The sequence below is a fragment of the Allobacillus saliphilus genome, assembly GCF_018138385.1.
GTDB lineage: Bacteria > Bacillota > Bacilli > Bacillales > Alkalibacillaceae > Allobacillus > Allobacillus saliphilus.
On record NZ_JAGSIE010000023.1, the window covers coordinates 1 to 24,633 of the forward strand.

35 protein-coding genes are annotated in these 24,633 nt (G+C 39.4%); 31 read left to right on the top strand and 4 right to left on the bottom strand.

Annotated elements, in window-relative coordinates:
* Positions 1–459: transposase (locus KC820_RS07895; protein ID WP_212370093.1), on the top strand; the 459-nt coding region annotated here is incomplete at its 5' end.
* A gap of 339 nt (positions 460–798) precedes the next feature.
* Positions 799–1,350, top strand: a complete 552-nt coding sequence (locus KC820_RS07900; RefSeq protein ID WP_212370095.1) for a guanylate kinase — start codon at positions 799–801, stop codon at positions 1,348–1,350.
* Between the two features lie 153 nt (positions 1,351–1,503).
* Here KC820_RS07900 and KC820_RS07905 read toward each other — a convergent pair whose 3' ends face one another.
* A complete protein-coding gene (locus tag KC820_RS07905) occupies positions 1,504–2,517 on the bottom strand; it encodes an ABC transporter permease (RefSeq protein WP_212370097.1) in 1,014 nt (337 codons plus the stop codon).
* 336 nt (positions 2,518–2,853) lie between these two features.
* On the opposite strand from KC820_RS07905, the gene rpoE reads away from it, so the two are divergent.
* The 26 genes from rpoE to KC820_RS08025 all read left to right on the top strand — a co-directional run bounded on the left by rpoE (position 2,854) and on the right by KC820_RS08025 (position 22,051).
* A complete protein-coding gene (gene rpoE / locus KC820_RS07910; RefSeq protein WP_212370099.1) occupies positions 2,854–3,375 on the top strand; it encodes a DNA-directed RNA polymerase subunit delta in 522 nt (173 codons plus the stop codon).
* A 185-nt stretch (positions 3,376–3,560) separates the two neighbouring features.
* Positions 3,561–5,165, top strand: coding sequence for a CTP synthase (locus tag KC820_RS07915; RefSeq protein ID WP_212370101.1), 1,605 nt, complete (start codon positions 3,561–3,563; stop codon positions 5,163–5,165).
* A 107-nt stretch (positions 5,166–5,272) separates the two neighbouring features.
* Entirely contained in the window at positions 5,273–5,656 is a 384-nt protein-coding gene (locus KC820_RS07920; RefSeq protein ID WP_212370103.1) for a response regulator, read from the top strand.
* Positions 5,657–6,004: 348 nt separating this feature from the next.
* On the top strand, positions 6,005–6,655 hold the full coding sequence (fsa, locus tag KC820_RS07925) for a fructose-6-phosphate aldolase (protein ID WP_144089056.1): 651 nt from the start codon (positions 6,005–6,007) through the stop codon (positions 6,653–6,655).
* Positions 6,656–6,710: 55 nt separating this feature from the next.
* The gene (locus tag KC820_RS07930) at positions 6,711–7,997 is read left to right on the top strand and encodes a UDP-N-acetylglucosamine 1-carboxyvinyltransferase (protein ID WP_212370105.1); all 1,287 of its coding nucleotides are present in this window, start codon (positions 6,711–6,713) and stop codon (positions 7,995–7,997) included.
* Positions 7,998–8,042: 45 nt separating this feature from the next.
* On the top strand, positions 8,043–9,014 hold the full coding sequence (glpX, locus tag KC820_RS07935; RefSeq protein WP_212370107.1) for a class II fructose-bisphosphatase: 972 nt from the start codon (positions 8,043–8,045) through the stop codon (positions 9,012–9,014).
* 79 nt (positions 9,015–9,093) lie between these two features.
* Positions 9,094–9,267 carry a hypothetical protein gene (locus KC820_RS07940; protein WP_212370109.1) on the top strand — a complete coding sequence of 58 codons (174 nt, stop codon included), beginning with the start codon at positions 9,094–9,096 and terminating at the stop codon, positions 9,265–9,267.
* Between the two features lie 88 nt (positions 9,268–9,355).
* On the top strand, positions 9,356–10,378 hold the full coding sequence (locus KC820_RS07945) for a nuclease-related domain-containing protein (RefSeq protein ID WP_212370111.1): 1,023 nt from the start codon (positions 9,356–9,358) through the stop codon (positions 10,376–10,378).
* A gap of 373 nt (positions 10,379–10,751) precedes the next feature.
* Positions 10,752–11,135 carry a GntR family transcriptional regulator gene (locus tag KC820_RS07950; protein WP_212370112.1) on the top strand — a complete coding sequence of 128 codons (384 nt, stop codon included), beginning with the start codon at positions 10,752–10,754 and terminating at the stop codon, positions 11,133–11,135.
* Complete coding sequence (locus KC820_RS07955) at positions 11,125–11,994, top strand: ATP-binding cassette domain-containing protein (protein WP_212370113.1); 870 nt, start codon at positions 11,125–11,127, stop codon at positions 11,992–11,994. Before KC820_RS07950 ends, KC820_RS07955 begins: the two co-directional genes overlap by 11 nt.
* Positions 11,994–12,698, top strand: coding sequence for a hypothetical protein (locus tag KC820_RS07960; protein ID WP_212370114.1), 705 nt, complete (start codon positions 11,994–11,996; stop codon positions 12,696–12,698). The genes KC820_RS07955 and KC820_RS07960 overlap by 1 nt, the downstream gene beginning before the upstream one ends.
* A gap of 223 nt (positions 12,699–12,921) precedes the next feature.
* Entirely contained in the window at positions 12,922–14,196 is a 1,275-nt protein-coding gene (gene rho / locus KC820_RS07965; protein ID WP_212370115.1) for a transcription termination factor Rho, read from the top strand.
* A 131-nt stretch (positions 14,197–14,327) separates the two neighbouring features.
* On the top strand, positions 14,328–14,573 hold the full coding sequence (locus tag KC820_RS07970; RefSeq protein ID WP_212370116.1) for a type B 50S ribosomal protein L31: 246 nt from the start codon (positions 14,328–14,330) through the stop codon (positions 14,571–14,573).
* 4 nt (positions 14,574–14,577) lie between these two features.
* Complete coding sequence (locus KC820_RS07975) at positions 14,578–14,940, top strand: hypothetical protein (protein ID WP_212370117.1); 363 nt, start codon at positions 14,578–14,580, stop codon at positions 14,938–14,940.
* 161 nt (positions 14,941–15,101) lie between these two features.
* Positions 15,102–15,719 carry a thymidine kinase gene (locus KC820_RS07980; protein WP_144089072.1) on the top strand — a complete coding sequence of 206 codons (618 nt, stop codon included), beginning with the start codon at positions 15,102–15,104 and terminating at the stop codon, positions 15,717–15,719.
* 102 nt (positions 15,720–15,821) lie between these two features.
* The gene (prfA, locus tag KC820_RS07985) at positions 15,822–16,892 is read left to right on the top strand and encodes a peptide chain release factor 1 (protein WP_144089046.1); all 1,071 of its coding nucleotides are present in this window, start codon (positions 15,822–15,824) and stop codon (positions 16,890–16,892) included.
* 21 nt (positions 16,893–16,913) lie between these two features.
* Positions 16,914–17,750 carry a peptide chain release factor N(5)-glutamine methyltransferase gene (gene prmC / locus KC820_RS07990; RefSeq protein WP_212370118.1) on the top strand — a complete coding sequence of 279 codons (837 nt, stop codon included), beginning with the start codon at positions 16,914–16,916 and terminating at the stop codon, positions 17,748–17,750.
* A 163-nt stretch (positions 17,751–17,913) separates the two neighbouring features.
* Entirely contained in the window at positions 17,914–18,210 is a 297-nt protein-coding gene (locus KC820_RS07995) for a DUF2089 family protein (RefSeq protein WP_212370120.1), read from the top strand.
* Between the two features lie 2 nt (positions 18,211–18,212).
* Entirely contained in the window at positions 18,213–18,500 is a 288-nt protein-coding gene (locus KC820_RS08000) for a hypothetical protein (RefSeq protein WP_212370122.1), read from the top strand.
* A gap of 25 nt (positions 18,501–18,525) precedes the next feature.
* A complete protein-coding gene (locus tag KC820_RS13210) occupies positions 18,526–18,765 on the top strand; it encodes a hypothetical protein (protein WP_236782575.1) in 240 nt (79 codons plus the stop codon).
* Positions 18,762–19,223 (top strand): hypothetical protein, encoded by a 462-nt coding sequence (locus tag KC820_RS08005; protein ID WP_236782576.1) that lies wholly within the window; start codon positions 18,762–18,764, stop codon positions 19,221–19,223. The genes KC820_RS13210 and KC820_RS08005 overlap by 4 nt, the downstream gene beginning before the upstream one ends.
* A gap of 2 nt (positions 19,224–19,225) precedes the next feature.
* Positions 19,226–19,762 (top strand): ABC transporter ATP-binding protein, encoded by a 537-nt coding sequence (locus tag KC820_RS13215; RefSeq protein WP_236782577.1) that lies wholly within the window; start codon positions 19,226–19,228, stop codon positions 19,760–19,762.
* Positions 19,763–19,849: 87 nt separating this feature from the next.
* Positions 19,850–20,137, top strand: a complete 288-nt coding sequence (locus KC820_RS13220) for an ATP-binding protein DrrA1-3 family domain-containing protein (protein ID WP_336511037.1) — start codon at positions 19,850–19,852, stop codon at positions 20,135–20,137.
* Between the two features lie 64 nt (positions 20,138–20,201).
* Positions 20,202–20,465, top strand: coding sequence for a hypothetical protein (locus tag KC820_RS08015; RefSeq protein ID WP_212370124.1), 264 nt, complete (start codon positions 20,202–20,204; stop codon positions 20,463–20,465).
* Positions 20,466–20,915: 450 nt separating this feature from the next.
* Positions 20,916–21,173: a hypothetical protein gene (locus KC820_RS08020; protein ID WP_144161487.1), complete on the top strand. Its 258-nt coding sequence runs from the start codon at positions 20,916–20,918 to the stop codon at positions 21,171–21,173.
* 551 nt (positions 21,174–21,724) lie between these two features.
* Entirely contained in the window at positions 21,725–22,051 is a 327-nt protein-coding gene (locus KC820_RS08025; protein WP_212370126.1) for a hypothetical protein, read from the top strand.
* 196 nt (positions 22,052–22,247) lie between these two features.
* Here the strand turns inward: KC820_RS08025 and KC820_RS08030 are convergent, their stop codons facing one another.
* Positions 22,248–22,430, bottom strand: a complete 183-nt coding sequence (locus tag KC820_RS08030; protein ID WP_212370128.1) for a hypothetical protein — start codon at positions 22,428–22,430, stop codon at positions 22,248–22,250.
* Positions 22,431–22,528: 98 nt separating this feature from the next.
* On the opposite strand from KC820_RS08030, the gene KC820_RS08035 reads away from it, so the two are divergent.
* From KC820_RS08035 to KC820_RS08045, 3 genes are all read left to right on the top strand, one after another.
* Positions 22,529–22,855 carry a hypothetical protein gene (locus KC820_RS08035; RefSeq protein WP_336511036.1) on the top strand — a complete coding sequence of 109 codons (327 nt, stop codon included), beginning with the start codon at positions 22,529–22,531 and terminating at the stop codon, positions 22,853–22,855.
* On the top strand, positions 22,845–23,033 hold the full coding sequence (locus KC820_RS08040) for a helix-turn-helix transcriptional regulator (protein ID WP_144161496.1): 189 nt from the start codon (positions 22,845–22,847) through the stop codon (positions 23,031–23,033). The genes KC820_RS08035 and KC820_RS08040 overlap by 11 nt, the downstream gene beginning before the upstream one ends.
* Before the next feature lie 108 nt (positions 23,034–23,141).
* Entirely contained in the window at positions 23,142–23,417 is a 276-nt protein-coding gene (locus KC820_RS08045) for a hypothetical protein (protein ID WP_144161498.1), read from the top strand.
* 113 nt (positions 23,418–23,530) lie between these two features.
* Here KC820_RS08045 and KC820_RS08050 read toward each other — a convergent pair whose 3' ends face one another.
* Complete coding sequence (locus tag KC820_RS08050) at positions 23,531–24,049, bottom strand: GNAT family N-acetyltransferase (RefSeq protein WP_212370132.1); 519 nt, start codon at positions 24,047–24,049, stop codon at positions 23,531–23,533.
* Positions 24,033–24,593: a GNAT family N-acetyltransferase gene (locus tag KC820_RS08055; RefSeq protein ID WP_212370134.1), complete on the bottom strand. Its 561-nt coding sequence runs from the start codon at positions 24,591–24,593 to the stop codon at positions 24,033–24,035. Before KC820_RS08055 ends, KC820_RS08050 begins: the two co-directional genes overlap by 17 nt.
* Between the last annotated feature and the right edge of the window lie 40 nt (positions 24,594–24,633).

Here is a 24,633-nt window from a genome sequence, read left to right on the forward strand (position 1 = left end):
GTACGGAACACGCTGAACAAGGTCCGACAGAAAGATCGCTCAGCGATCAGTCAAGACATGAAAGCTATCTATCAGTCGAACAGTAACGGTGAAGCTGAAAAACAGTTGGATGCCTTCTGTGAAACTTGGCAAAAGAAATATCCCAAAATCGCCAAGTCCTGGAGAGAGGACTTCAACGCTCTTACCACGTTCCTGAACTATCCTTCCTCTATCCGCCCGATGATTTACACGACAAACATCATCGAGCGCACTATGAAGGAATTCAAAAAACGTCTGAAAACGATGAACAGCCTTCCCTCAGAAGAAGCCGTGGAAAAGGTGATTTATTTGATTTCAGATGAATGCAACACTAAATGGTCCACGCGCAAACTCCGGGGCTTCAAAGAAGCAAGCCCTGAACTGCACGCCATGTTTGAGGAACGCTATGAATCTCAGACCGAAAGCGAGGAGGGAAAATAACCCTCCACCGGATTACCCTACTTTTTACACAAACTTATTGACGGTACCGAAGGCCAGCGAATTAATGTTGAAGGTCTGCGAATTAATGTTGAAGGTTCTCGAATTAATGTTGAAGGCCCGCGAATTAATGTTGAAGTCCCGCGAATTAATGTTGAAGGCTCGCGAATTAACGCTGAAGGCCAGCAGATTAACACGGAAGAAATGCAACCAAGACTGCGATTTATCGTACATGTCACCATGCATAAGGTGGTCGTAAATACGTTACCAAATAAAAATGAACATTTAAATTACATACGCACAACGTTTTCGTGTAGAATTTACTTCAAAGGAGCGATTGAAATGAAGACAATTATCGTTATCGTCGGAGGAAGCGGCTCAGGAAAAACAACGATTGCACATCGACTGGAAACGCATGGCTTCAAAAGACTGATCACGACGACCACTCGCTCAATGCGAAAGGGAGAAGTGAATCATCACGACTATCATTTTGTTTCAAAAGAGGAATTCCAAAGGCTCGATAAAGTTGAAGAAAGTGAGTATGCGGGTAATCATTATGGATTAACCATTATAGAAGTCGATACAAAGCTAACGCAGCACGATCAATTGGTGATCTGTATGGATATGAATGGTGCGAGAGCGATGCAAAGGAAGTATCCCGAATATACAAAAGTCGTATTCATTCGGTTAACGAAAGAACTGTTAGTAGAACGATTGAAACGACGGGGAAGTACGGATGAAGAGATTCAAAGCCGATTAGAAGAAGCGAAGAAAAAGAACGAATTTGGCATGCCAGAGCAAGTGGACTTAGTCATGGAAAATAAAGATTTAGATGAGAGTGTTCGATCGATTTTACAACTTACAGCGAAACAAAAAGAAAAAGCCAACCGGTGAAGGGAGGCTTTTATTGATGTTGCTATCATCAATTTGCTGACCGTTCAAATGGACGTGCTAACCGTTCAAACGAGCGCGCCAACCGCTCAAATGGACGTGCTAACCGTTCAAATGGACGCGCCAACCGTTCAAACGACTGCCACCCCAACTCATCTACGGCGCTACATTCGCCTGTTTTCTCAATTTATAACCAACTAGACGTAAATTGATCGCAATAAAAATAATTAAAATCAATCCATAGGTTGAGATTTGGATAAATTGTTCGTTGCGAATGATGATGTCACGCAAACCTTCAACGGAGTAGGAGACAGGCATAAATAAGCCGACTCGGTTCATCCATGCAACATTTTCACTAGGCAAAATACCAGAGAAGTAAAATTGCGATAGAAGAATTAAGAAAATCGAAAAGCCAAATTGGAAAAATGTCCGGGTGAATGCTGCGACTACCATACCGAGACTAACGGCGACAAGGCCGATGAGCCATACAGTTAGCAACGCCCCCCAGAAAGAACCTGCAAAATACATATCCAATTGATAAATGCTATAACTTAAAATCAACACAGATTGAATCAATGAAAGAATGCTAAACAAAAAAAAGTAAACCGTAATAAAACGTGTGCCATTCAAATGAAATTCATAGGTTTGAACCTGCCTAGAGAACAGCATGGCACTACAAATCAACGTAAAGGCAAAGGTGAAAAATGCGATTAAGCCAGGGCCAATATAATCATACCAGTTGTTTTGCGATGTACCATGTATATACAAGAAATCAAAAGCATTGTCGTCGTACATTAAATTGGCGTACATCTTATTGAGGGCTAGATTCGTGTTGTAGTTGGCGTGTGGCTTGCTCCCTTCCAACATCAAAAATCCACCTTGATTTTCGACAGTGAAAAAGGCATCCAACTGACCTGCTGATAATTTATTCAATGCTTTTGCTGTCGTAATCTGTTCAACGTTTACATCCTGCTGTAACAAAGAAGCTTGCATCCGCTCAGAAATTTCTTCGACACCGATTGTCGGCTCGTATGCTTCCTCTTGTAAGATAGTTGAACTTAAAAATAGCAATAATAATGGTGTGATCAACATAAAAATGATGATGATTGGATTTTTCCAAAATGATTGAATCACGAATCGGATTACTTCTGATAATGGCCAGCCATTCATTCGCATCATCCTTTTCCAAATAACTCTTACTCTTATTTTAGAACATTCAGTCGAAATATGTAACTCATAAGAATTATGACGAGAAAACACGAGCTTTGTTTGTCGAAAAACCAACTGCTTCATAGGTTTAGTGTAGTTGAAGATAGGCACCTTTTTTCCAATGTTTGCTTTCTTTTTATTTCAGTAGATTAATTTTTAGGATAATGTGGTAAAATGCACATATCTATATTAAAATGATAGTATTTCAAACGGAGAATCATGTTCAGTTGATTTTTCCATACGGCATGATAAAATAGGAAACCATTTGATGATTAAGGTCTTAAAGGAGTGCTGACAATGGGTTTGGAAAAGTATGCAAATGAAGATATTAGAGAAGTTTCAATGATTGAGATCGCTTATGAATATTTACAAGATGAAAATCAATCTGTTTCATTCAGTGATTTATATAATAAAATTGCCGAAGAAAAAGAAATGACTGAGGAAGACAAAAAGAAGTTCATTTCACAGTTCTATACGGACTTAAATGTTGATGGCCGTTTTATTCCAGTCGGTTCAAATGTCTGGGGATTAAAACAGTGGTATCCATTTGATAAAACAGAAGAGGATATCATCAAGCTTGAAGAAGTAGAACGACCAAAACGTAAAAAGAAAAAGCGTAAAAAATCTGATACAGATACAATTGACGATGAACCAGAAGAGGATTACTTGAAGGAAGATCTACAAGATGTAGATGCAGGATTCTCTGAAGAAGACGATGGGAATCTTTTCGGTCAAGCGGAAGAAGAAAGCGAAGATGAATTCTTCGATGAAGACGAAGAAGTGGAAGACTTCGATGAAGAGGACGAGGAAGAAAAATAATTCTTACCGACATAACCATCTTGACTTTCGCAAAATAAAACAGTAATATTCTATGTGGGCTCTTAAAAAATGTCAGCTCCCGATTCGTTCGGGAGCTTTTTTTGTTTTTATAAGCAGCTTTTCATTTCATAAAATTCATTTTTTTATTCAAAATAAATGGTAATGACAGAAAGAGAGGAACGAACATGACGAAGTATATCTTTGTAACAGGCGGGGTTGTTTCTTCGCTTGGAAAAGGAATTACAGCAGCCTCTTTAGGGCGCTTGCTGAAAAACCGAGGTTTAAATGTAACGATTCAAAAATTCGATCCGTATTTGAACGTAGATCCAGGGACAATGAGTCCATACCAGCACGGTGAAGTATTTGTCACGGAAGACGGTGCAGAAACAGACTTGGATCTCGGGCACTATGAACGATTCATCGATATTAATTTGAATAAGTACAGCAACATTACGACAGGGAAAGTTTATTCTTCCGTTATTCGGAAAGAACGCCGTGGTGAATATTTAGGGGGTACGGTACAAGTTATTCCACACATTACAAATGAAATTAAAGACCGTGTCTACAAAGCGGGCAAAGAAACGAATGCAGATGTCGTTATTACCGAAATCGGTGGTACGGTAGGAGATATCGAAAGCTTGCCGTTTCTTGAGGCGATTCGTCAGCTGAAAAGTGACCTTGGACGCGAAAACGTCATGTATATTCACTGTACACTCGTTCCTTATTTGGAGGCTGCAGGCGAATTGAAAACAAAGCCGACACAGCACTCGGTGAAAGAGTTGCGTTCACTCGGAATCCAACCAGACATTATCGTGCTTCGTACAGAAAAAGATATTAGTGAAGGCATGAAGCAAAAAATAGCTTTATTCTGTGATATTAAAGAAGAAGCGGTCATTGAAGCACACAACCAAGAAGTGCTCTATGAAGTCGCTTTGGAAATGAAAAAGCAAGGACTCGACCAGCTGACTTGTGAGCATTTCCACTTAGATTGCCCTGAAGCGGACATGACTGAATGGGAAGAGCTGATCCATCGGGTAACCAATCTTTCCAAAACCGTTACAATCGGCTTAGTCGGAAAATATGTCGCTTTACCAGATGCTTATATTTCTGTCGTTGAAGCGTTGAAACACGCTGGTTATCCTGCTGACGCAGACGTCAAAGTGAAATGGATTGATTCAGCTAAGTTAACTGCAGAAAATGCACCTGAAGAATTCAGTGACGTATCCGGAATTATCGTACCAGGTGGTTTTGGTGACCGTGGAATCGAAGGGAAAATTGAAGCAATCCGTTACGCAAGAGAAAATGATGTTCCATTCTTAGGCATATGCTTAGGCATGCAGCTGGCAACAGTTGAATTTGCTCGGAACGTACTTGGACTGAAAGATGCACATTCAGCAGAAATCGATCCAGAAACACCGTACCCAGTCATTGATTTATTGCCGGAACAAAAAAATATTGAAGATTTAGGTGGAACACTTCGCTTAGGTGTCTATGCCTGTAGACTAATGAAAGATACAAAAGCATACGAAGCATATGATGAGCAAGAAATCATTTACGAACGCCACCGCCATCGCTTTGAGTTCAACAATGAATACCGCGAGCAGATGGAAGAACAAGGTTTAATTTTTTCCGGTCAAAGTCCAGATCATCATTTAATTGAAATTGTGGAATTGAAAGATCACCCATGGTTTGTTGCATCCCAATTCCACCCAGAATTTAAATCACGCCCGACACGACCACAGCCTTTATTTAAAGAATTTGTCGGGGCATGTATGAATTTGCAGAAATAACCCAGTTAATTCCAAAAAAGAGCAAAAAATCTTATGATACGTATTGTGTTTTTCTTCCATTTCATCTAAGCTATTAGTGGATGGATGAGACGGAGAAAGGTGATGGGATGAAAAACACTACCCTTTTCATCATTGATGATGAAAAAGGCATAAGAATGATGTTAAAAGAGGTATTTGCACGATCAGGTTACAATGTTTTCACTTATTCAAATCCGTTAGACGCCAAAGTGGCGATAAACGAAAAAAAACCAGCAATCATTTTAGTCGATTACCGAATTCCTGAAATGAAAGGCGATCAATTCGCCCATGAGATTAGGGAAGAAGGTTGGAAAATCCCTGTAATTCTTATGACAGGAACGGATAAAGAAGAAATGCACAACATCGTTCGAACAGGCGAAATTGTAGAAATTGTTGAAAAGCCATTTAATATTGTAGATATCGTACAAATCGTTGAGAAAAATTTATATGATTTCGTAAATATCTCTGAATAATGGACAGATGAAGTTGCGAAGCTAATGCATAGTTTGGTATCCTATAGATAGATTGTGCATGAACAGTTTTCAGTTGATGAAATGATGTCAGATTTCAAATCTGCATCGTTGCATAACAAGTTAATTAACGCGTTGAATGACGATATTTTGTCTAAGTCCATGCAAGTAGGAGGAAATCTGCTGTGCCGTTAGTTTCCATGCTTAATTTGTTGCAAATGGATATCAATAAACCATTAATAACACACAGTAACATTGTCTCTTTAGAAGGCTAATCCATGATTGGGTTGGCCTTTTCGTCATGGAATGAGAACTTCGTAGAAAATAACTGAAATAAAGGAGATCATTCGAATGAAATTTTTTATTGATACAGCAAACATTGATGAAATTAAAGAAGCAAACGCATTAGGTGTTTTAGCAGGCGTAACAACAAACCCATCACTTGTTGCAAAAGAAAATGTTTCTTTCCACGACCGTTTGAAAGAAATTACTCAAGAAGTGACAAAAGGTTCTGTCAGTGCGGAAGTCGTATCTGAAGATGTTGACGGAATGATGAAAGAAGCAGAAGAACTCACTAAAATCGCACCGAATATTACGATTAAAGTACCGATGACACTTGAAGGGTTGAAAGCATGTAAGCAACTTACGGACAAGGGTGTCACAACTAACGTCACACTCGTATTTTCTGCGAACCAAGCATTGCTGGCGGCTCGTGCTGGCGCGACATACGTGTCTCCTTTCCTTGGCAGATTGGATGATATCGGTCAAAACGGAATGAACTTAATTGCAGAAATTGCAGAGATTTTTGACCGTCATGCAATTGACACACAAATTATCGCAGCAAGCGTCAGACATCCAATGCATGTGACAGAAGCGGCAATAAACGGCGCACACATCGCAACGATTCCATTTAATGTCATCCAACAATTGGTGAAGCACCCATTGACGGATCAAGGTATTGAGAAATTTTTAGCAGACTGGGAAAAAGCAAATCAAGCATGAATTTGTGAAGAGTCCGTATAATAAGGACTAGAATAACTTTAGAGGAGTATCACAAATGGAAAAACTACTCATCGAGGGAGGCCACGAATTAAACGGCACTGTTCGGGTCAGTGGAGCAAAAAATAGCGCTGTCGCTCTATTGCCAGCTACGATTTTAGCTGAATCCGAAGTGACGATTGAAGGCCTGCCAGATATCTCAGACATTCAAATATTGAAAGAGCTGCTTGAAGACATCGGCGGAACAGTTTCACAAACAGGTGAAGATTTGACGATCGACTCGACGAATATGATCGACATGCCATTACCAAACGGAAAAGTGAAAAAACTTCGTGCGTCATATTACTTTATGGGCGCTATGCTTGGTCGGTTCAAAAAAGCAGTCATCGGCTTGCCTGGTGGGTGTAATTTAGGACCACGTCCGATTGACCAGCACATTAAAGGTTTTGAAGCACTCGGTGCCAAAGTGACGAATGAACAAGGTGCAGTCTATCTCCGTGCAGATGAGTTAGTCGGCGCAAAGATTTACTTGGACGTTGTCAGCGTCGGTGCGACCATTAATATTATGCTTGCTGCTGTCCGGGCAAAAGGGAAAACAATTATCGAAAACGCCGCAAAAGAACCGGAAATTATTGATGTAGCTACCTTACTGAATAGTATGGGAGCAAACATCAAAGGAGCCGGTACGGATGTCATCCGCATTGAAGGAACGGATGATTTGAAGGGATGTAAGCATACCATCATTCCGGACCGTATTGAAGCTGGTACGTACACGATTATGGCCGCAGCCAAAGGTGGAGAAGTCATTATCGATAATGTCATCCCGACGCACTTGGAGTCGTTAACAGCGAAGCTACGTGAAATGGGTGTTGAAATTGAAGCGGAAGACGAGCGATTAATCGTTCGTGGCAATCGGCCGTTCAATTCGTGTGATATCAAGACACTTGTATATCCAGGCTTTCCGACGGATTTACAACAACCATTAACAACATTATTGACGCAAGCGGAAGGCACGAGCGTCGTTACCGATACAATCTACAGCGCGCGATTCAAACATATCGACGAGCTACGCCGGATGAATGCTACTATTAAGATTGAAGGAAGCTCAGCCATTATAACAGGGCCATCTCAATTAGAAGGTGCCAAAGTAAAAGCGAGCGACTTACGTGCAGGTGCGGCATTAGTGGCTGCAGGATTGCTGGCTGACGGCATTACAGAAATCGTAGGACTAGAGCATATCGAACGAGGCTACCATGACATAACGAAAAAATTAACTGATTTAGGCGCTGTCGTATGGAAAGAAGCAATGACAGAAGAAGATCAGAAATTTTATCAAAATATATAAACAAACAGACGAGGGAATCGCTACACCAAAAGGGGAGGAACCTATATGGAAAGAAGTTTATCAATGGAAATCGTTCGTGTAACGGAGGCGGCAGCTATGGCCTCTGCACGTTGGATGGGCCGAGGAGAGAAAGAAGAAGCGGACAACGCAGCAACGGAAGCAATGCGAACGGTATTTGATACAATTCCAATGAATGGACGCGTTGTTATCGGTGAAGGCGAAAGAGACGAAGCCCCGATGCTTTATATCGGTGAGGAGCTTGGAATGACAGGTGGACCGGATGTAGATATCGCGGTTGACCCAGTCGAAGGAACGAACATCGTTGCATCAGGTAGTTGGGGGGCATTTGCAGTCGTCGGGATTGCCGACCGCGGACATATGCTTCACGCTCCGGACATGTATATGGAAAAAATCGCTGTCGGTCCGGAAGCGGTCGGGAAGATCGACTTGAATTCTTCTGTCACAGACAACTTGAAGGCTGTCGCTGAAGCAAAAGGAAAAGCTGTACAAGATGTCGTCGCTTGCGTGTTGAACAGACCTCGCCACCAACATATCATTGATGAGATCCGTGAAAACGGCGGACGAATCAAATTAATTCCAGAAGGCGACGTAGCCGGAGCAATCAACACAGCGTTTGACCATACAGGTGTTGATATTCTATTCGGAACGGGCGGAGCACCAGAAGGAGTACTCGCAGCCGTCGGATTAAAATGCCTCGGCGGAGAAATCCAAGGCCGCTTGAAACCAGAAAACGACGAACAAATCGAACGATGCAAAAAAATGGGCATTGACGACCCGAACCGTGTACTCACAATGGAAGACCTCGTCTCAGGTGACGACGCCATCTTCGCAGCCACCGGCATTACAGACGGTGAACTGCTGAAAGGTGTGCAATTCAAAGGCGACCGCGCAACAACACAAACCCTAGTTATGCGCGCGCTATCAGGTACCATCCGTTTCGTTGACGGTACCCACCGCCTCAAAACAAAACCAAACCTCGTCATGACAGATGAGTAGACTTATAAAGGAAACCAACCGCTGTGGCGGTTGGTTTTTTATTATGTGTTCTTTTGAGGGAGCTAATTATTCAATTTTGGTGCTTAACGTTCAAAAAACAATGCTGACCGTTCAAAGAGTGGAGTTGACCGTTCAAAGTGTCTTCGTAACTGTTCAAAAAGCAAAGCTGACCGTTCAAAGTACGACGATAACTGTTCAAAGAACCACGCTAACCGTTCAAACAAGCACACCAGCCATAAAGTCACACAATTAATATAATAAAATAATAAAACCATGGGCTTGTCTTAATAACCTATTTAGATATACTTAAATTAAAACTACATAAAAGGAGCGATCCAATTTTGATTACAAGTCAAAAACCTCATTTAATTCCCCCGCATGTTCTTAAGTTACAAGCTTTGTATTATCGCCTTCCAAAAAATCATCCTCGCTTTCCAAACTTAGAGCAAAGAATTCGAAATGAACTTTCTGGTTTATACGGAGAATCAAGATTATATTATCCACTAAGCAAGCTACCAACCTATCATCGAACAATCCCGAACATCCGCCTTTTCCTTCATCCATCACATTTCCAAATTGATTTTTTAGTTGTAACACCAAAGTTTTTACTCATTCTGGAATCAAAATATTACAGTGACGACCTTATTTTCGATGATACGGTTCATCAAGTCATTCAGCAAAAAGATCAAAGCTACAGAGTATTCGAAGACCCCGTACTACAAGCGGAAGAGCAATCCTATCAGCTTTCTTTATGGTTAGAGAAAAATGGCTACGATGATTTGCCGATCGAGTATTTTGTAGTTATGACAAACCCACAGACTCGACTAAGAATCGAACCTAGCAATAATCATCATGCTGAAAAAGTAATCTCTCTCCAACGACTACCTTCATTATTTAGGGAACTCAACTCAAAACATGAAAAAAATTACCTCACACAAAATGAAATAAAAAACCTTACCACTACACTTATACAAAATCATCGTTCATATTTACCAAATATCTTGGAATTAAACAAAATAACACCAAATGAAATTCTAAAAGGTGTGTTTTGTATGAAGTGCGCCAATTTAGGCATGCGAATGACGAATCGATACTGGCAATGCGATACATGTGGCCATCGTGATCGCTATGCACATGAAAATACATTGAAAGATTATTTTCTATTAATTGGTGACGAGATAAACAATCAAGAATTTCGTAGCTTCGCATACTTGAATGCAAGGACAACAGCGAAAGATATGTTAAAACGTACTGCCACAAATATAAGCGGTATAAAAAGATCAACAAAATACAAGTTGTTCTACGATTACAACACAAATGAATTCGATTATTTGTCTGAATTACGTAAGTTGAGAAATTTATAATTAACGGGATCAAAAGCTTCTCGAGCGATTTGCTGAACGTTTAAAAAGAAGCATTAATCGTTCAAAGAGAACTTCTGACTGTTCAAAAAGGAGAGCTAACCGTTCAAAGAATGCATTTGACTGTTGAAAGAGGAGAGCTGACTGTTCAAAAAGCAACGCTGACCGCTCAAGCTGTCGTCACCACTTCAATCAATAACCTTTACTAACTCGCCATATGTATGCACTTTAACTTCAGTAAACAAATTCATTTAAAAAAATCAGTTGACAAACTAAAACCACCAACGTATTATGGTTATATACTCAACTATATAACCAAACAACAACAAGCAAACATAATAAATCAACAAAGCCAAACAATAAGGCGGTGAAGACAATGCGAAGAGATTTTGATGAAGGGAAGCCGATCTTTCAACAGGTGCGAGAGCGTATTGAAGACCAAATCGTTAACAATCAACTAAAAGAAGGAGATCAAGCGCCTTCAACCAATCAGCTAGTTCAGTTTTACGAGATTAACCATGTGACGGTAGCAAAGGGAGTGAATCAACTCGTCGACGAAGGAATTTTATTTAAGAAAAGAGGTGTTGGCATGTTTGTCGCGGAGGGTGCAAAGTCAAAGTTAGTGCAGAAACGTCGGGATGCCTTTATGGATAATTACGTCTCTCCGATGGTGCAAGAAGCTGAGAAATTAGCGATTGAGGAAAAAGAAATACTTTCGTTGATTCAAAAGATTAAGAGAGGTGAAGAACATGAATCATAAATTAGAAATCAAGCGAGTGTCAAAGTCATTTAAAAAGCACAAAGCATTAAACGAAATTGACTTTACCATCGAAGGAGATAAAATAGTCGGGCTAATCGGACGAAACGGTGCTGGAAAAACAACACTGCTCTCTTTAATTGCTGGTCTCAAACAAGCAGACCATGGAGAAATCATCCTGGACGGGGAGCCTGTTTTTGAAAACCAATCACGTATGCAGCAGATAATGTTCCTATCAGATTCCCAGCGTGATGAATCAATGAAAGTCCAGGAAATGCTCGAAATGGCTGAAACATTCCGTCCGAATTTCGATACAGAATATGCCGCAGAATTAATCAAAAAATTCAACTTACCAACTAAAAAAACAATGAAGCAATTATCGAAAGGAATGAGGTCGGCTCTGCAAGTCGTATTAGGCTTAGCAAGTCGAGCGCCAATCACAATATTTGATGAAGTTTACACAGGAATGGACGCACCGACGCGAAAGAAATTTTACAATGAAGTCCTTGATGAGCAAGCGGAACACCCACGCATGTTTATTCTATCAACACATCTCGTCTCGGAAATGGACTATTTGTTCGATGAGATTGTCATGATTCACGAAGGAAAATTACTGCTTCATGATAAGTACGAAGCAATGACGCTGAAAGGGCAGACAGTCATCGGTGAAGCAAACGCTGTCGATCAATTCGTTTCTGGTAAAAAAGTGCTGAACGAACAACGATTAGGTCCGACGAAATCAGTGACAATTTACGGTGAATTGAGCGAGGGAGAGCGTCAGAAAGCGAAGACGCAAGAACTTGAAATTGGCAATGTTTCGTTACAAGATTTATTTATCCATTTGACAGGAGGCGAAGCGTAATGATGAGCAATTTAGTAACGGCGCATTTACAACGGCTTTTTACCAAAGTACTTCTCATCGTGGCAGCAGTAATACTCGTGTTGCAAATCGGTATTATTGTCATAAATACAATCGTTGGAGGAGAGACTGAAGGTGCCTTCACCTCCACATTTGATACGTTTTCTGTCGTAATGATTATTTTCGGGATTATAACTGTGTATCCACATCTTAACCGACTAGCATTCCACGGAGTTACTCGTAAAAATTACTTAAAAGGAACAATCGAAGCGGCTATTAAAGCAACATTTCTTGCATTAATTATTGCACTTCTGTTTATCGGTTTAGAGTATATAGCAATTAAAGTGTTTCAACTACCTTTTGATGAAACCATCAGGTTAGGCGGTTTCGGAGATAATCTACTGATCGCTTCCATCGGCTTTTACCTTTCATTGCTTACTACTTTTTTCATCGGTTGGGCTATTGGATTAGCCTTTTATAAATTTGACTGGATTGTCGGGACAATCGCAATCATCATCTCCATGTTTTTATTCGGATTACTCGATTACTTTTGGGAAAACGAATTTGTTCAAATCACGATATACGGTATATCCTTTGATTCGTTTTGGGAATCGCATCTTATCGTATCTCTAATTGGAACGCTCGTACTGATTGTTGGTCTCCTCACGATCATCCGAAATCTAGTACGTAATATAGCATTGAACTAATCATAGTTTAAAAGCTGACTAGGAATGACTAGTCAGCTTTTTTAACATTAAATTCCAATAAAAATTCATACTCTTTCTTGCTATCTCCTCATAAAATCGATACAATGGAATAGTCTTAAATCTACCTCAAGATTTTCTCTTCCCAACTCAAGAGATCATCCCTTTATATTTCCAAAATACGTTCAAATAATAAAATAATCTAATAAAAGCGTGGTGTAATATTTTGTCAAAAACATTGACAATCGCAGAGTTAGAAACAAAAACACTGAAGGATCTCTATGCCCTTGCACGTGATTTTGGCGTTTCTTACTATGCAAAACTAAACAAGAAAGAATTGATTTTCGCAATTTTGAAAGCACAGGCTGAAAAAGACGGTAAGCTTTTCGTGGATGGAATTTTAGAAATCATCCCTACAGAAGGCTTCGGATTTTTGCGTCCAATCAACTATGCGCCGAGTCCGGAAGACATTTATATTTCCGCATCCCAAATCCGTCGTTTTGATTTGAGAAACGGAGATTTAGTTTCCGGGAAAGCACGTCCACCAAAAGAAAATGAGCGTTACTTCGGTTTACTGCACGTGGACGCCGTCAATGGTGACGACCCAGAAAGCGCGAAAGAACGAATCCATTTTCCAGGCTTAACGGCTCTTTATCCTGATCGGAAAATGAATCTGGAAACAACGAGCAATGTATTATCAACTCGTATTGTCGATATGATGTCACCAGTTGGTTTTGGTCAGCGTGGACTAATCGTTGCCCCGCCAAAAGCAGGTAAAACAACGATTTTAAAAGAAGTCGCGAATGCGATTACGAAAAATCATCCGAACTCTAAATTGATCATTCTCTTGATTGATGAGCGACCAGAAGAAGTGACGGATATCGAGCGTTCTGTCGCTGATGAGGTAGATGTCGTTAGCTCAACGTTCGATGAAGTTCCAGAAAATCACATTAAAGTGTCCGAGCTTGTGTTGGAACGTGCGATGCGTCTCGTTGAACATAAACAAGACGTCGTCATTTTGATGGACAGTATCACTCGCTTAGCGCGTGCGTACAACCTCGTCATCCCACCAAGTGGAAGAACATTGTCCGGCGGGATTGACCCAGCGTCATTCCACCGTCCAAAACGATTCTTCGGTGCGGCGAGAAATATCGAGGAAGGCGGCAGCTTGACCATTTTGGCAACGACGTTAGTCGATACAGGCTCCCGCATGGACGATGTCATTTACGAAGAATTTAAAGGAACAGGGAATATGGAGCTGCATCTCGACCGAAACCTTGCAGAGCGACGAATCTTCCCTGCCATCGATATTTTACGCTCAGGCACAAGAAAAGAAGAGCTATTATTGCCGAAAGATCAGCTTGACAAAATGTGGGCGATCCGCAAAACGATGCAAGATCAACACGGCTTCTTAGAACGCTTCATTAAGCGCATGCGCCAATCGAAAACGAATGACGAATTTTTCAAACGTATGGAAGATGAAATGCAAGGGAAAAACTAGTCCGAGTAGAGTAAAAACTTCTTGCATTATGAACATGCAGTTGATATAATCACTCTGTATGAAAAGGCAAAGCACATCGGTGTTTTGAAAAAACTCTGTTTCCACAGGATTCAGGGCAAGGAGGGTTAACCATGAAACAGGATATTCATCCGGAATACCGCAAAGTTGTATTCTTAGATACAAGCTCTGATTTCAAATTTTTGTCTGGATCTACACTAAATTCTGACGAAACAATCGAATGGGAAGACGGCAACACGTACCCATTAATTCGAGTTGAAATCAGCTCAGCTTCACATCCTTTCTACACTGGTAAGCAAAAAGCTGACAAAGTCGGTGGCCGTGTAGACCGATTCAAGAAAAAATACAATCTTAACTAATAAGATGAGAAAACAAACGCTGACCGTAATTCAGCCAATCACCTATCAAAGGGATGCGGCTGATCGCGGTCAGCTTTTTTCTTTTTATGTCGAGTGGCTAGGGTTCTTTGTTGGATGGCTGAAACATTTTATCGGGCGGCTGCACCGCTTAATCGGGCGGCTGGTACGCGTAATCGGGTGTCTGGGCCGCGTAATCGGGCGGCTGGTACGCGTAATCGGGTGTCTCGGCCTCCTGATTGGGCGTCTAGACCGTTTTATCGGGCGGCTAGCCCTAAATCTGTCAGACTCGAATAAAAAACCTTCATCTAATCAAAGCCAAGCGAATCTACTTTTATCTAAACAATGTGATGACAAAAATCAAAATTAGGAAAAACTAACCCTTTTTATTCCCCCGCGGATTCGGTAGAATGATAAGTGACCATCTGCGGGTATGATAATTCATGTCATTTTGACAAAAACCGCAAGCATTACCTACGAAAATGATTCAACAAATAAATCGAAACTACGAAAAAAGAGGTGCCTCTCATGATGTATATAATGAACCATAAAGGCTGGATGGAAGTTATTTGCGGAAGTATGTTTTCTGGAAAATCAGAAGAACTCATCCGCCGTGTGAAGCGAGCGACATATGGCAATCAAAAAATTGCTGTATTTAAACCAGCAATCGACAACCGCTATAAAGATGATTCAGTCGTCTCTCATAACGGGAATGCCATCATTGCTCATCCGATTCGACAAGCTTCAGAAATCGAAGAATACGTAACGGATGACCTGGATATCATTGGGATTGATGAGGTCCAATTCTTTGACGAAGAAATCGTTCAAGTGACTCAACGATTAGCGAATCGAGGCATTCGCGTCATTGTGGCTGGTCTTGATCAAGACTTCAGAGGAGAGCCGTTCGGTCCGATGCCACTATTAATGGCGAATAGTGAAATGGTATCAAAGTTGCATGCGATTTGCCCCGTGTGTGGATCCCCGGCAACGCGTACACAGCGTCTGATTGATGGTGAACCCGCTTCATATGACGATCCAGTAATTATGGTTGGTGCTTCTGAATCGTACGAGCCACGCTGCCGTCACCATCATGAAGTGCCAAATCACCCACATTTGTATCACGTATCAAAATCAGAAATGAATCAATAAGATAACATAGCAAGCACTGACAATCGATTAGTGCTTGCTGTTTTTGACGGTAGCCCATTACTGTAATATAATAATGAAGGAAAAAGTAGAGGTGAACAGCATATGTTCGAGAAATTGGAAAATATCGAAGATCGTTACAATCAATTGACTGAAAAACTGATGGACCCAGAAGTCATCAATGATTCCAATAAATTACGCGATTATTCAAAAGAGCAATCAGACCTGCAGCCAATCGTCGAGAAGTTTCGTCAATATAAAGAAATTCGGCAACAAATAGACGAAGCGAAAACGATGCTAGAAGAAGAGTCTGACGAAGAAGTGGTGGAAATGGCTCAAGAAGAACTGAACGAACTCGAGCCACAAATCGAACCACTGGAACAAGAGATGAAATTACTGCTCGTTCCGAAAGATCCGAATGATGATAAAAACGTTATTATGGAAATTCGTGGTGCAGCAGGCGGGGAAGAGGCAGCTTTATTTGCCGGAAACCTTTACCGTATGTACGCACGCTATGCGGAAGCCCATAATTGGAAAACTGAAATCATCGACGCGCACGAATCCGATATGGGTGGTTATAAAGAAATCATCTTCATGATTACCGGTAAAGGCGCGTATTCTCAATTGAAATACGAAAACGGTGCACACCGTGTACAACGTGTACCTGAGACCGAGTCGGGTGGACGGATTCATACGTCAACATCAACGGTCGCTGTACTTCCTGAAGCGGAGGAAGTCGAAGTGGATATTCATGAAAAAGATATTCGTGTCGACACGTTTGCTTCCAGTGGACCAGGTGGACAGAGTGTTAACACGACAATGTCAGCTGTCCGTTTGACCCACGTGCCAACGGGAACAGTCGTATCTTGTCAGGATGAAAAATCGCAGATCAAGAACAAAGAAAAAGCGATGAAAGTTCTGCGCGCTCGTGTATATGAGAAATTCCAACAAGAAGCACAAGCAGAATACGATGAAAACCGTAAGTCAGCAGTCGGTACAGGCGATCGTTCGGAACGAATCCGTACGTACAACTACCCACAAAACCGTGTGACAGACCACCGCATTAATTTGACGATCAATAAACTCGATCAAATTATGGAAGGAAAACTTTCTGAAATTATCGAAGCGTTAACGATTGAAGAACAAACATCGAAACTTGATCAAATTACGGAATAATCGATAGAAACGGTGACATACATGAAACAACCAACGATTCAAGAAGCTCGCAAATGGGCTTCTTCTTTTTTACAAACACATAATCGAGAAGAACGCGTAGCAGATCTCATGTTGTGTTATTTGTTGGATGCGACGATGAGCGGTTTATTTATGGATGCTCATGAAAAACTGGAAACGAAAACGTACGAAACATTCGTCGAGTGGATTGAATCACATGCAGCAACAGGCAAACCACTCGAACATTTCACGAATACAGCGACGTTTTATGAACGCGATTTTTACGTCGATGAAAATGTTCTTATTCCACGCCCGGAAACTGAGGAATTAGTCCAATACTTGCTCGGCAAACTCTCTGGAACAGAAACCGTTGTTGATGTTGGTACAGGAAGTGGTATCATTGCGATTTCATTAAAAAAAGAGCTGCCTGACTTACGTGTGCTTGCAACGGATTTATCGCACGAAGCCCTTCAAATCGCTCGTCGAAATGCAATGACCCATGACGCGGACATTGAGTTTCTCCAAGGAAGTTTTTTAGAACCCGTAATCGAAGCTGGTCACAACATTGACGTCGTCGTTTCCAACCCACCATACATCGCACAATCAGACCGAGACAGCTTGAGCGATACGGTCATATTCGACCCCGAAATGGCATTGTTTGCAGAAAATAACGGATTGTATGCTTATGAACAAATCATTGCACAAGCAAAGCGACTAGAGCCAAAGCAGCTCGCCTTCGAAATTGGCTATCAACAAGGTGAGGCAGTAAGCAAGTTAATTCAACAAACCTATTCTCAAGCTAGCCCGAAAATCATTCAAGACATTAATAAAAAAGACCGCATCGTTTTTGCTGAGTGTTAAAGCGAAGCCCTCACTAGTCTACTGAACTAATGAGAGGCTTCTTTTTTATGGAATAAAGTTTAACATGACATAAATAAAATTTAAATAATATTAAAAAATACTTTAACTTTATTCAAGTTAATGTTAAAGTAAAATTACACATTTGATGAGATGAGGTGATTAAATGGATATAAGAGATGTTCCAAGTTGGATCTTGTCTTTGGATCAAGAGGATGTGGAATTCATCAAAAAATTCGTCATGAATTCAGGTTCTTTAAAAGAAATCGCAAAGGTTTATGAGGTTTCTTATCCGACGGTAAGGATTAAGTTAGATCGGTTAATTGAAAAAATAAAATTAAATGATGCTGCGGAAAATGAAGAATTTATTCAGTTTATTAAAAATCTATCAATTGATGATCGAATCAATTTGGAAGAAGCAAAATTAATTATTGAAAAATATAAAAAAGAAAAGGAGAGGTAGCAATGCATTGGTCTCTAAATATTTTACTCGCGATTTTCATACTAGTTCTTCAACACTTCCTTTCAACAAGAAATAAAGCATTTTGGGGAGGCATACTACCAGTAGGCTATGTCATACTCCTGATTTACCTTCTTCTATCAGGAAAAATGGACGTCGGCTCAAGAGACTTTTGGTTCATCGCCATTTTAGGCACAACGATTTTACTGGGAGGTTGGATATCGGTTAGGGAATCTCTCGAAAAAAAGAGAAAACAAGAACTGGATAAAATGACGTCTCATGACTTGAAGTAAATAGATGACAAAAGGAGAAAGCAAAATGATTCATATATTAACAAGAGAGTTTCTTGACTCTTTTAAAAGTGTGCGGTCCATCCTAATTATATTATTTATTACATTTGTATCTTATCAATCAGCTACGTTCATTGATAGCAACCCAGGTTTGATTCAAGAAATTGTAAAAATCGGTGGTGAGGAAGGAACAGTATATACAGCTGCAATCGCTCTCATCGTATTAATACTCGGATTTCTATTTGTTTTTGCGAGTCCCATGATTTGATCAACAAGGAAATCGAATTAAAAACGATGCGTTTACTCGTGACGAAAACGTCGAGAATGCAAATCATGGTAGGTAAATCTTTAGGGACATTGTTATTTTGGGTAGCTACGATAACGATATCATTTGCAGTTATATTCATCATTTCTGGTTCGTGGTTTCTGAAAGATTATTTTCATTCTTTCGTATTTTTATTTTACATTGTTAGCTTCGTCGTTTTAGTTTCCACCGTATTTACAAAGTCAAAATTAACGATGTTCTTGGGTATTCTATTCGGTATTGCCTTACCGATTTTAGGGCTCGCTTCAGCTGTCTCGAGTAAATGGTATTTAGTCCCGTTCAAATACCTATTACCTTATAGATATTTAGAAGGTTCGATCGGATTGATGTTCGTTCCCATCATTATAGGAGTGATCTACCTACTAATATCTGTGTTCATCATGCAAAGGAAGGATTTATAGATATGAGTATAGTTGAAGTGAATCATTTAACAAAAAAGTATGGAACAACAGAAGTGTTAAAAGATATTAACTTAGAAATCTACCAAGGCGAGGTTTTTGGTTTTGTGGGTCATAATGGCGCTGGGAAATCTACTTTCATTCATACGATTACAGGTATAACGAATAAAAGCGCAGGCTCTTTTAAGATAATGGGCATTTCAGACAGCCAACTCAACCATGCCAAAAAAAGAATAGGTGTTATGCCAGACGTCTCTAATTTATATGAAAATATGAAAGGGTTAAACTTTTTACGCTACATGGGTAAGTTAGCTGGCGATAAGCGTAGCAAGCCAGAGTTGAAAACATTAATGAAAGAAGTAGGCTTAGAGGACGCCGCACAGAAAAAAATTAAGTCCTATTCCTTTGGTATGAAAAAGAAAATTTGTATAGCACAAGCGTTACTAGGAAATCCTGATTTAATTATTCTAAATGAGCCAACATCAGGAATTGATCCAGAATCAACAATTAACATACGAGACTTAGTGATAAAATTGAAGTAAGAAGGGAAAACGGTCTTTCTTACCTCACATAATTTAGATGAAATCGATAAAGTCAGTGATCGGGTCGGCATTCTCAGTGATGGTGAGATTAAAAAACTAGGCACCCCACGCCAATTAAAAGAGGGAATTGCTGCAGGCGTTACGATTTCCGTTAGAACAAAACCGATTTTGCAGAAAAATGATATTCAAAAACTGTCCGAGAAAATGAACACAGACATAATCTTTATGGAAGCTAAAAAAGATTATACGCTCCTACAGGTGCCTTCAGAAGAAGATTTGCCAGAAGTATCAAAAGAGATCATTCAATCGGATGTTCATCTGTATGAGATGAAAGTGGAGGAACGTTCATTAGAAGATGTCTTTATGAATGCTTAAGTGATCCTCGTTCGAGACGTCTTCAAAATGAAATCAAAGCCAATTTCCTTGCTGAAAAATCAGTATGGAACTTGGCTTTTTTCTTTCCGGAACGGTTATTCCTGACAAGCTCGGAAGTAAATACATGACATATCTATCCAGCCCTTCAAGTCGTCAAACGAAATCGACCACACTCTTAGTTGGCATCGCATTTCTACAAGGAAGTTTTAGAACCAGTATTCAAGATCGAAGCAATAACGTAACAAAAAAAGACTTGATTATTTTAGGAAATCTTCTTCAAAACACAGAAACTTATGATACATTAGGGCTAAGTAATTTTAAAATATAGAATTATTTTTCTTCAACAAAACGGCTATTTAACTACATAGTTTATTTATAAAAGGTGTTGACGATTGGAGAGAAAAATATGGAGGTATTTTTAGTTAGTCTTAATTCAATAATAATTATTTGTATGACGATTAGTACAATAATTAAGGCACTAAATATTGCATTAAAGAGGAAGGAAATATCAAAACAAAAATATAGACTATTAGTAGCTTCTTCCACTATGATTGGTGTTTCAATAGCCACAGCATTACCATTCATCTTTATAAAAGTGTTTGAGCGTATTACCTAAATAATAATGAAAATGTAGCAGAAAGTTAATTAGGAGGGGATGTAAGCGTGAATGCTAGCAGGCTCGACACCTCTATTGCTTCGCGCGCGGTTGTCGCGCAAGGTTTGAGTTAGAATCGGTCCAGATTATAAAATAAAATTAAATTATAGGGAGCTCATTTAGATGCAGTGGTCAGAAATAAGCTCAATATTAATTATGCTTTTGCTCTTAGGTTGGGGTATCAGTTTAATGAGTCAAAACAGTGCTCTAAAAAAAGAAAACCTTAGGCTTTTGAAGAAAACTGGAGAATATGACGATATGAAAAATGAAGCAAAAGAAATATTAAAAAGTTCAACGGAAGTAAAGACTGTGAAATCATTGAGAGAGAAATACGGTTTGTCATTGATAGATGCGAAAAAAATTGTTGACTCAGTAAAATAGTATCTATCAGCAATCGTACGCAATAAACGAATAAGATATTCCAGAATAGGGCCATTTAACGGAAAAATGCTTTGGGGAAGAGGGGTTATATAATTGGATCTTCTAGTGGAAATTTTAAGAGTTGTAGCTAGCGCCTTGCTTATTATAAGTGCTGGTTTTTATCTAAGGGATTTAGAAAAGACTAAAAAACAAAGAAAACTTACCTCACTTGAGTTAATAATGTACTTAACGATACTGTTTGCATTTATTCTTTTTGCTATCAGTTTACTAATTTCAATAGTTTCCTAGAAGAAAGTTATACATCAATTGGGCGTAGTTATGGAAGAGGCACTGGGCCTGAAGTAAAGAAATTCCATACAAATATACCAGATGAAGTTCTTGTAGCTATACATGTACAGCTTATAAATATTAAAAATTACTAATGATTAAATGTTTTAAATTTAATGATCTTTTATAGATGTGCGCAATTACTTAGTAAGGACTACGTTTCAATTGGGCCACATAGCAGAATAAAAGGGAACTAATGTTAGAACTATTTTAAGGGGGATTCGATGATTAATGCTTATTATAGGCGCATTGATAATTCCATTTTTTATATATGCTCTTATTATACATATCAAATTTTCAAGAAGCGAGAATTCCAAAAACGAAAAAGGGAAAAAATATTAGCCATATCAGCTAAATACGCACTACCTGTATTTCCTGTTGGCTGGCTTGCCTTGGAACTTTATCATCGTATTATAACGAACATACCATATGAAACGTATAGAAACGCTATATGGGTATTAGTATTGCTGTTATTTACGATCTATGGTTTTTCGATTCGCCATTATACAAGAAGACAGGTATTCGAGAATCAAGAAGTATTTGATAAGTAGTATTCTGGAAGCGGGAGCGATTCTATAATAAGAAATTGCGCCAATATCGCATATAAAGACCAGAGCCTATTAAAAAAGACCGCATCGTTTTTGCTGAGTGTTAAAGCAAAAACAATGCGGTTAATTGCTGTCTGGGGTCCATTCCATTAACTGCAAGTGATCCTCGAGGTCTTTTATTTTATGAAATCCGCTTTTCTCATAAGCTCGGACGGCCCGTCTGTTTGCTGAGTTCACCTCCAACAGCACCTTTGTGGCACCTATGCGATTTAATTCGCTCAATATCAGTCCCATTCCCTTTATCCCATAACGTTGGCTCGCCAATAAATTGATCGATTCCATAAAGCATATGGCTTTTCAGTAGGATGTCGTGTTCATCCATCTTATTTGGTTTGGATTACATAAAACGTAAAAACATTTTGACATTATAAAATGATTTTTATAAAATAAAATGGAAAGATATTTTTACATTTCAATGAGGTGATATGTTTGTTTATTGAATGGGTTGTAATATTTCTTGTAGGATTAATATTATTTTGGGTTATCGGTTGGTTGACAGGAGATAAAACATATGGAGCAAAAGATGATGAAAGGTCTGAGTTAATTAAACATAAGGCTATCGTAGGCAGTTGGACATTTATATTTGCTGTATTTATCATCAATATTATATTTGACTTCTTTAATCTTAGGACCGGTCCATTAAAATCATTCGGACAACCGGAATTATTCTATTTGATTGTTCTTATCGGTAGTTATATTGTATTTTATATAATTAATCGTCGACGGTTGAGCAGCAATGAAAAATAAAATTTTGGAATTTCGAAAACGTAAAGGATTTACGCAGGATGTATTAGCAAAGAAATGTAAGGTAACAAGACAAACAATTAACGCAATAGAAAACGACCGATATGATCCTACCTTGCAGCTTGCATTTAAGATCGCTCAAGTATTGAATGTGAAAGTTGACGATTTATTTAAACCTTAATTTTTTATTTAAGCAAATGGGCGCGATTGCTTAGCAAAATATTCTTCAATAGGTCCATTTAATTGGACAAAGGTTTATATTTTCACAGTGATATTAGGAGGGAATGTATTGACAGAGCTAATAATTATAGGGGGATTAGTAGTAATAATTTTTTTACTTATCACTACTGTTTCCAGCAAACTTAATTTCCTTGAAACTAGGATTAAAAGCCTGAAGTTTACACTGGACCAGGTCACTAGCCACGTGGATGTACCTGAACATCCAATAAATGAAAAACTGCGAGTTCTGCTTAAAGAGGGAAAAGAAGTTCAAGCTGTTAAAGAGGTAAGGCAAGCCTTTGGGCTTTCATTGTTAGAGGCAAAACAATATGTTGATGGTTTATGAGGTGCTTTGCTCCAGAAATGGGCGCGTTTTGCACTAATATCGCATATAAAGACCAGAGCCTAATAAAAAAGACCGCATCGTTTTTGCTGAGTGTTAAAGCAAAAACGATGCGGTTAATTGCTGTCTGGGGTCCATTCCATTAACAGCAAGTGATTTTCAAGATCTTTTATTTCACGAAATCCACATTTTTCATAAGCTCGAATGGCTCGTCTGTTTTCTGGATTCACTTCCAACAACACCTTTGTGGCACCTTTGCGATTTAATTCACTCAATATCATTCGAATCATTTGTGTTCCAATCCCTTTACCCCACAACGTTGGTTCGCCAATAAATTGATCGATTCCATAAAGCTTACCATTGTTCAGTAAGATGCCGTATTCATCTAGCTTTTTTGGTTGGATCTCATAATATTGGATATAACCAATTGGTTGGTCGTCGTATTCAATTATACAAGGTGTCACATAATGATTTCCTTCAATCCGTGGTCGGTATTTTTTCACTATACGTTTCCAATCAGAAGGTGGCTCCTCATAAAAAGCCAATACTTGATCGTCGTTTAACCATTTCATCATCAAACGGAGATCCTCATGCTTCATTTTTCGAATCGTTATATTCTTATGCTTCAGTAGCATTCATTTTCTCCCACTCATTCTTCAACATTCCATAAATGACATGGTCGACATACTTTCCATACAACAACTCACCCGCACGGATTTTCCCTTCCTGTTGAAATCCGAGACGCTCTGGAATCGACCGGCTTTTTTTATTTCGTTCTGCAGCTCGAATATCAACTTTATTTAGGTTCAACTGCTCAAACGCATAATCAACCAACGCTTTTGTGGCGCGTGTCATAATGCCTTTTCCTTGAAAACCTTCTCCGAGCCAATAGCCGATATAGGCGATTTTGTTTTGCCAATCCACCTCATTGTAACCAACAATGCCTGCCGCTTCTCCGTTATAGAGTATAACGGTGTTCAGCCCCTTGCTTTCCGCATACATTTTTTTCGAACCTTTTATAAAATTCCGCGTGTCACCAATTTCAGTCGTCAGATCAATCCATGGAAGCCATTCTCTTAAGTAGTCACGGCTTTGATCTGTCAATGAGAAGACCGCTTCAGCATCGCCTTCATCAATTAATTTCAATGATATTTCCTCATCCACTTCATATGTAAACATCCATTCCGCCTCCCGACCGTAATTCTTAAAAATATTGAAC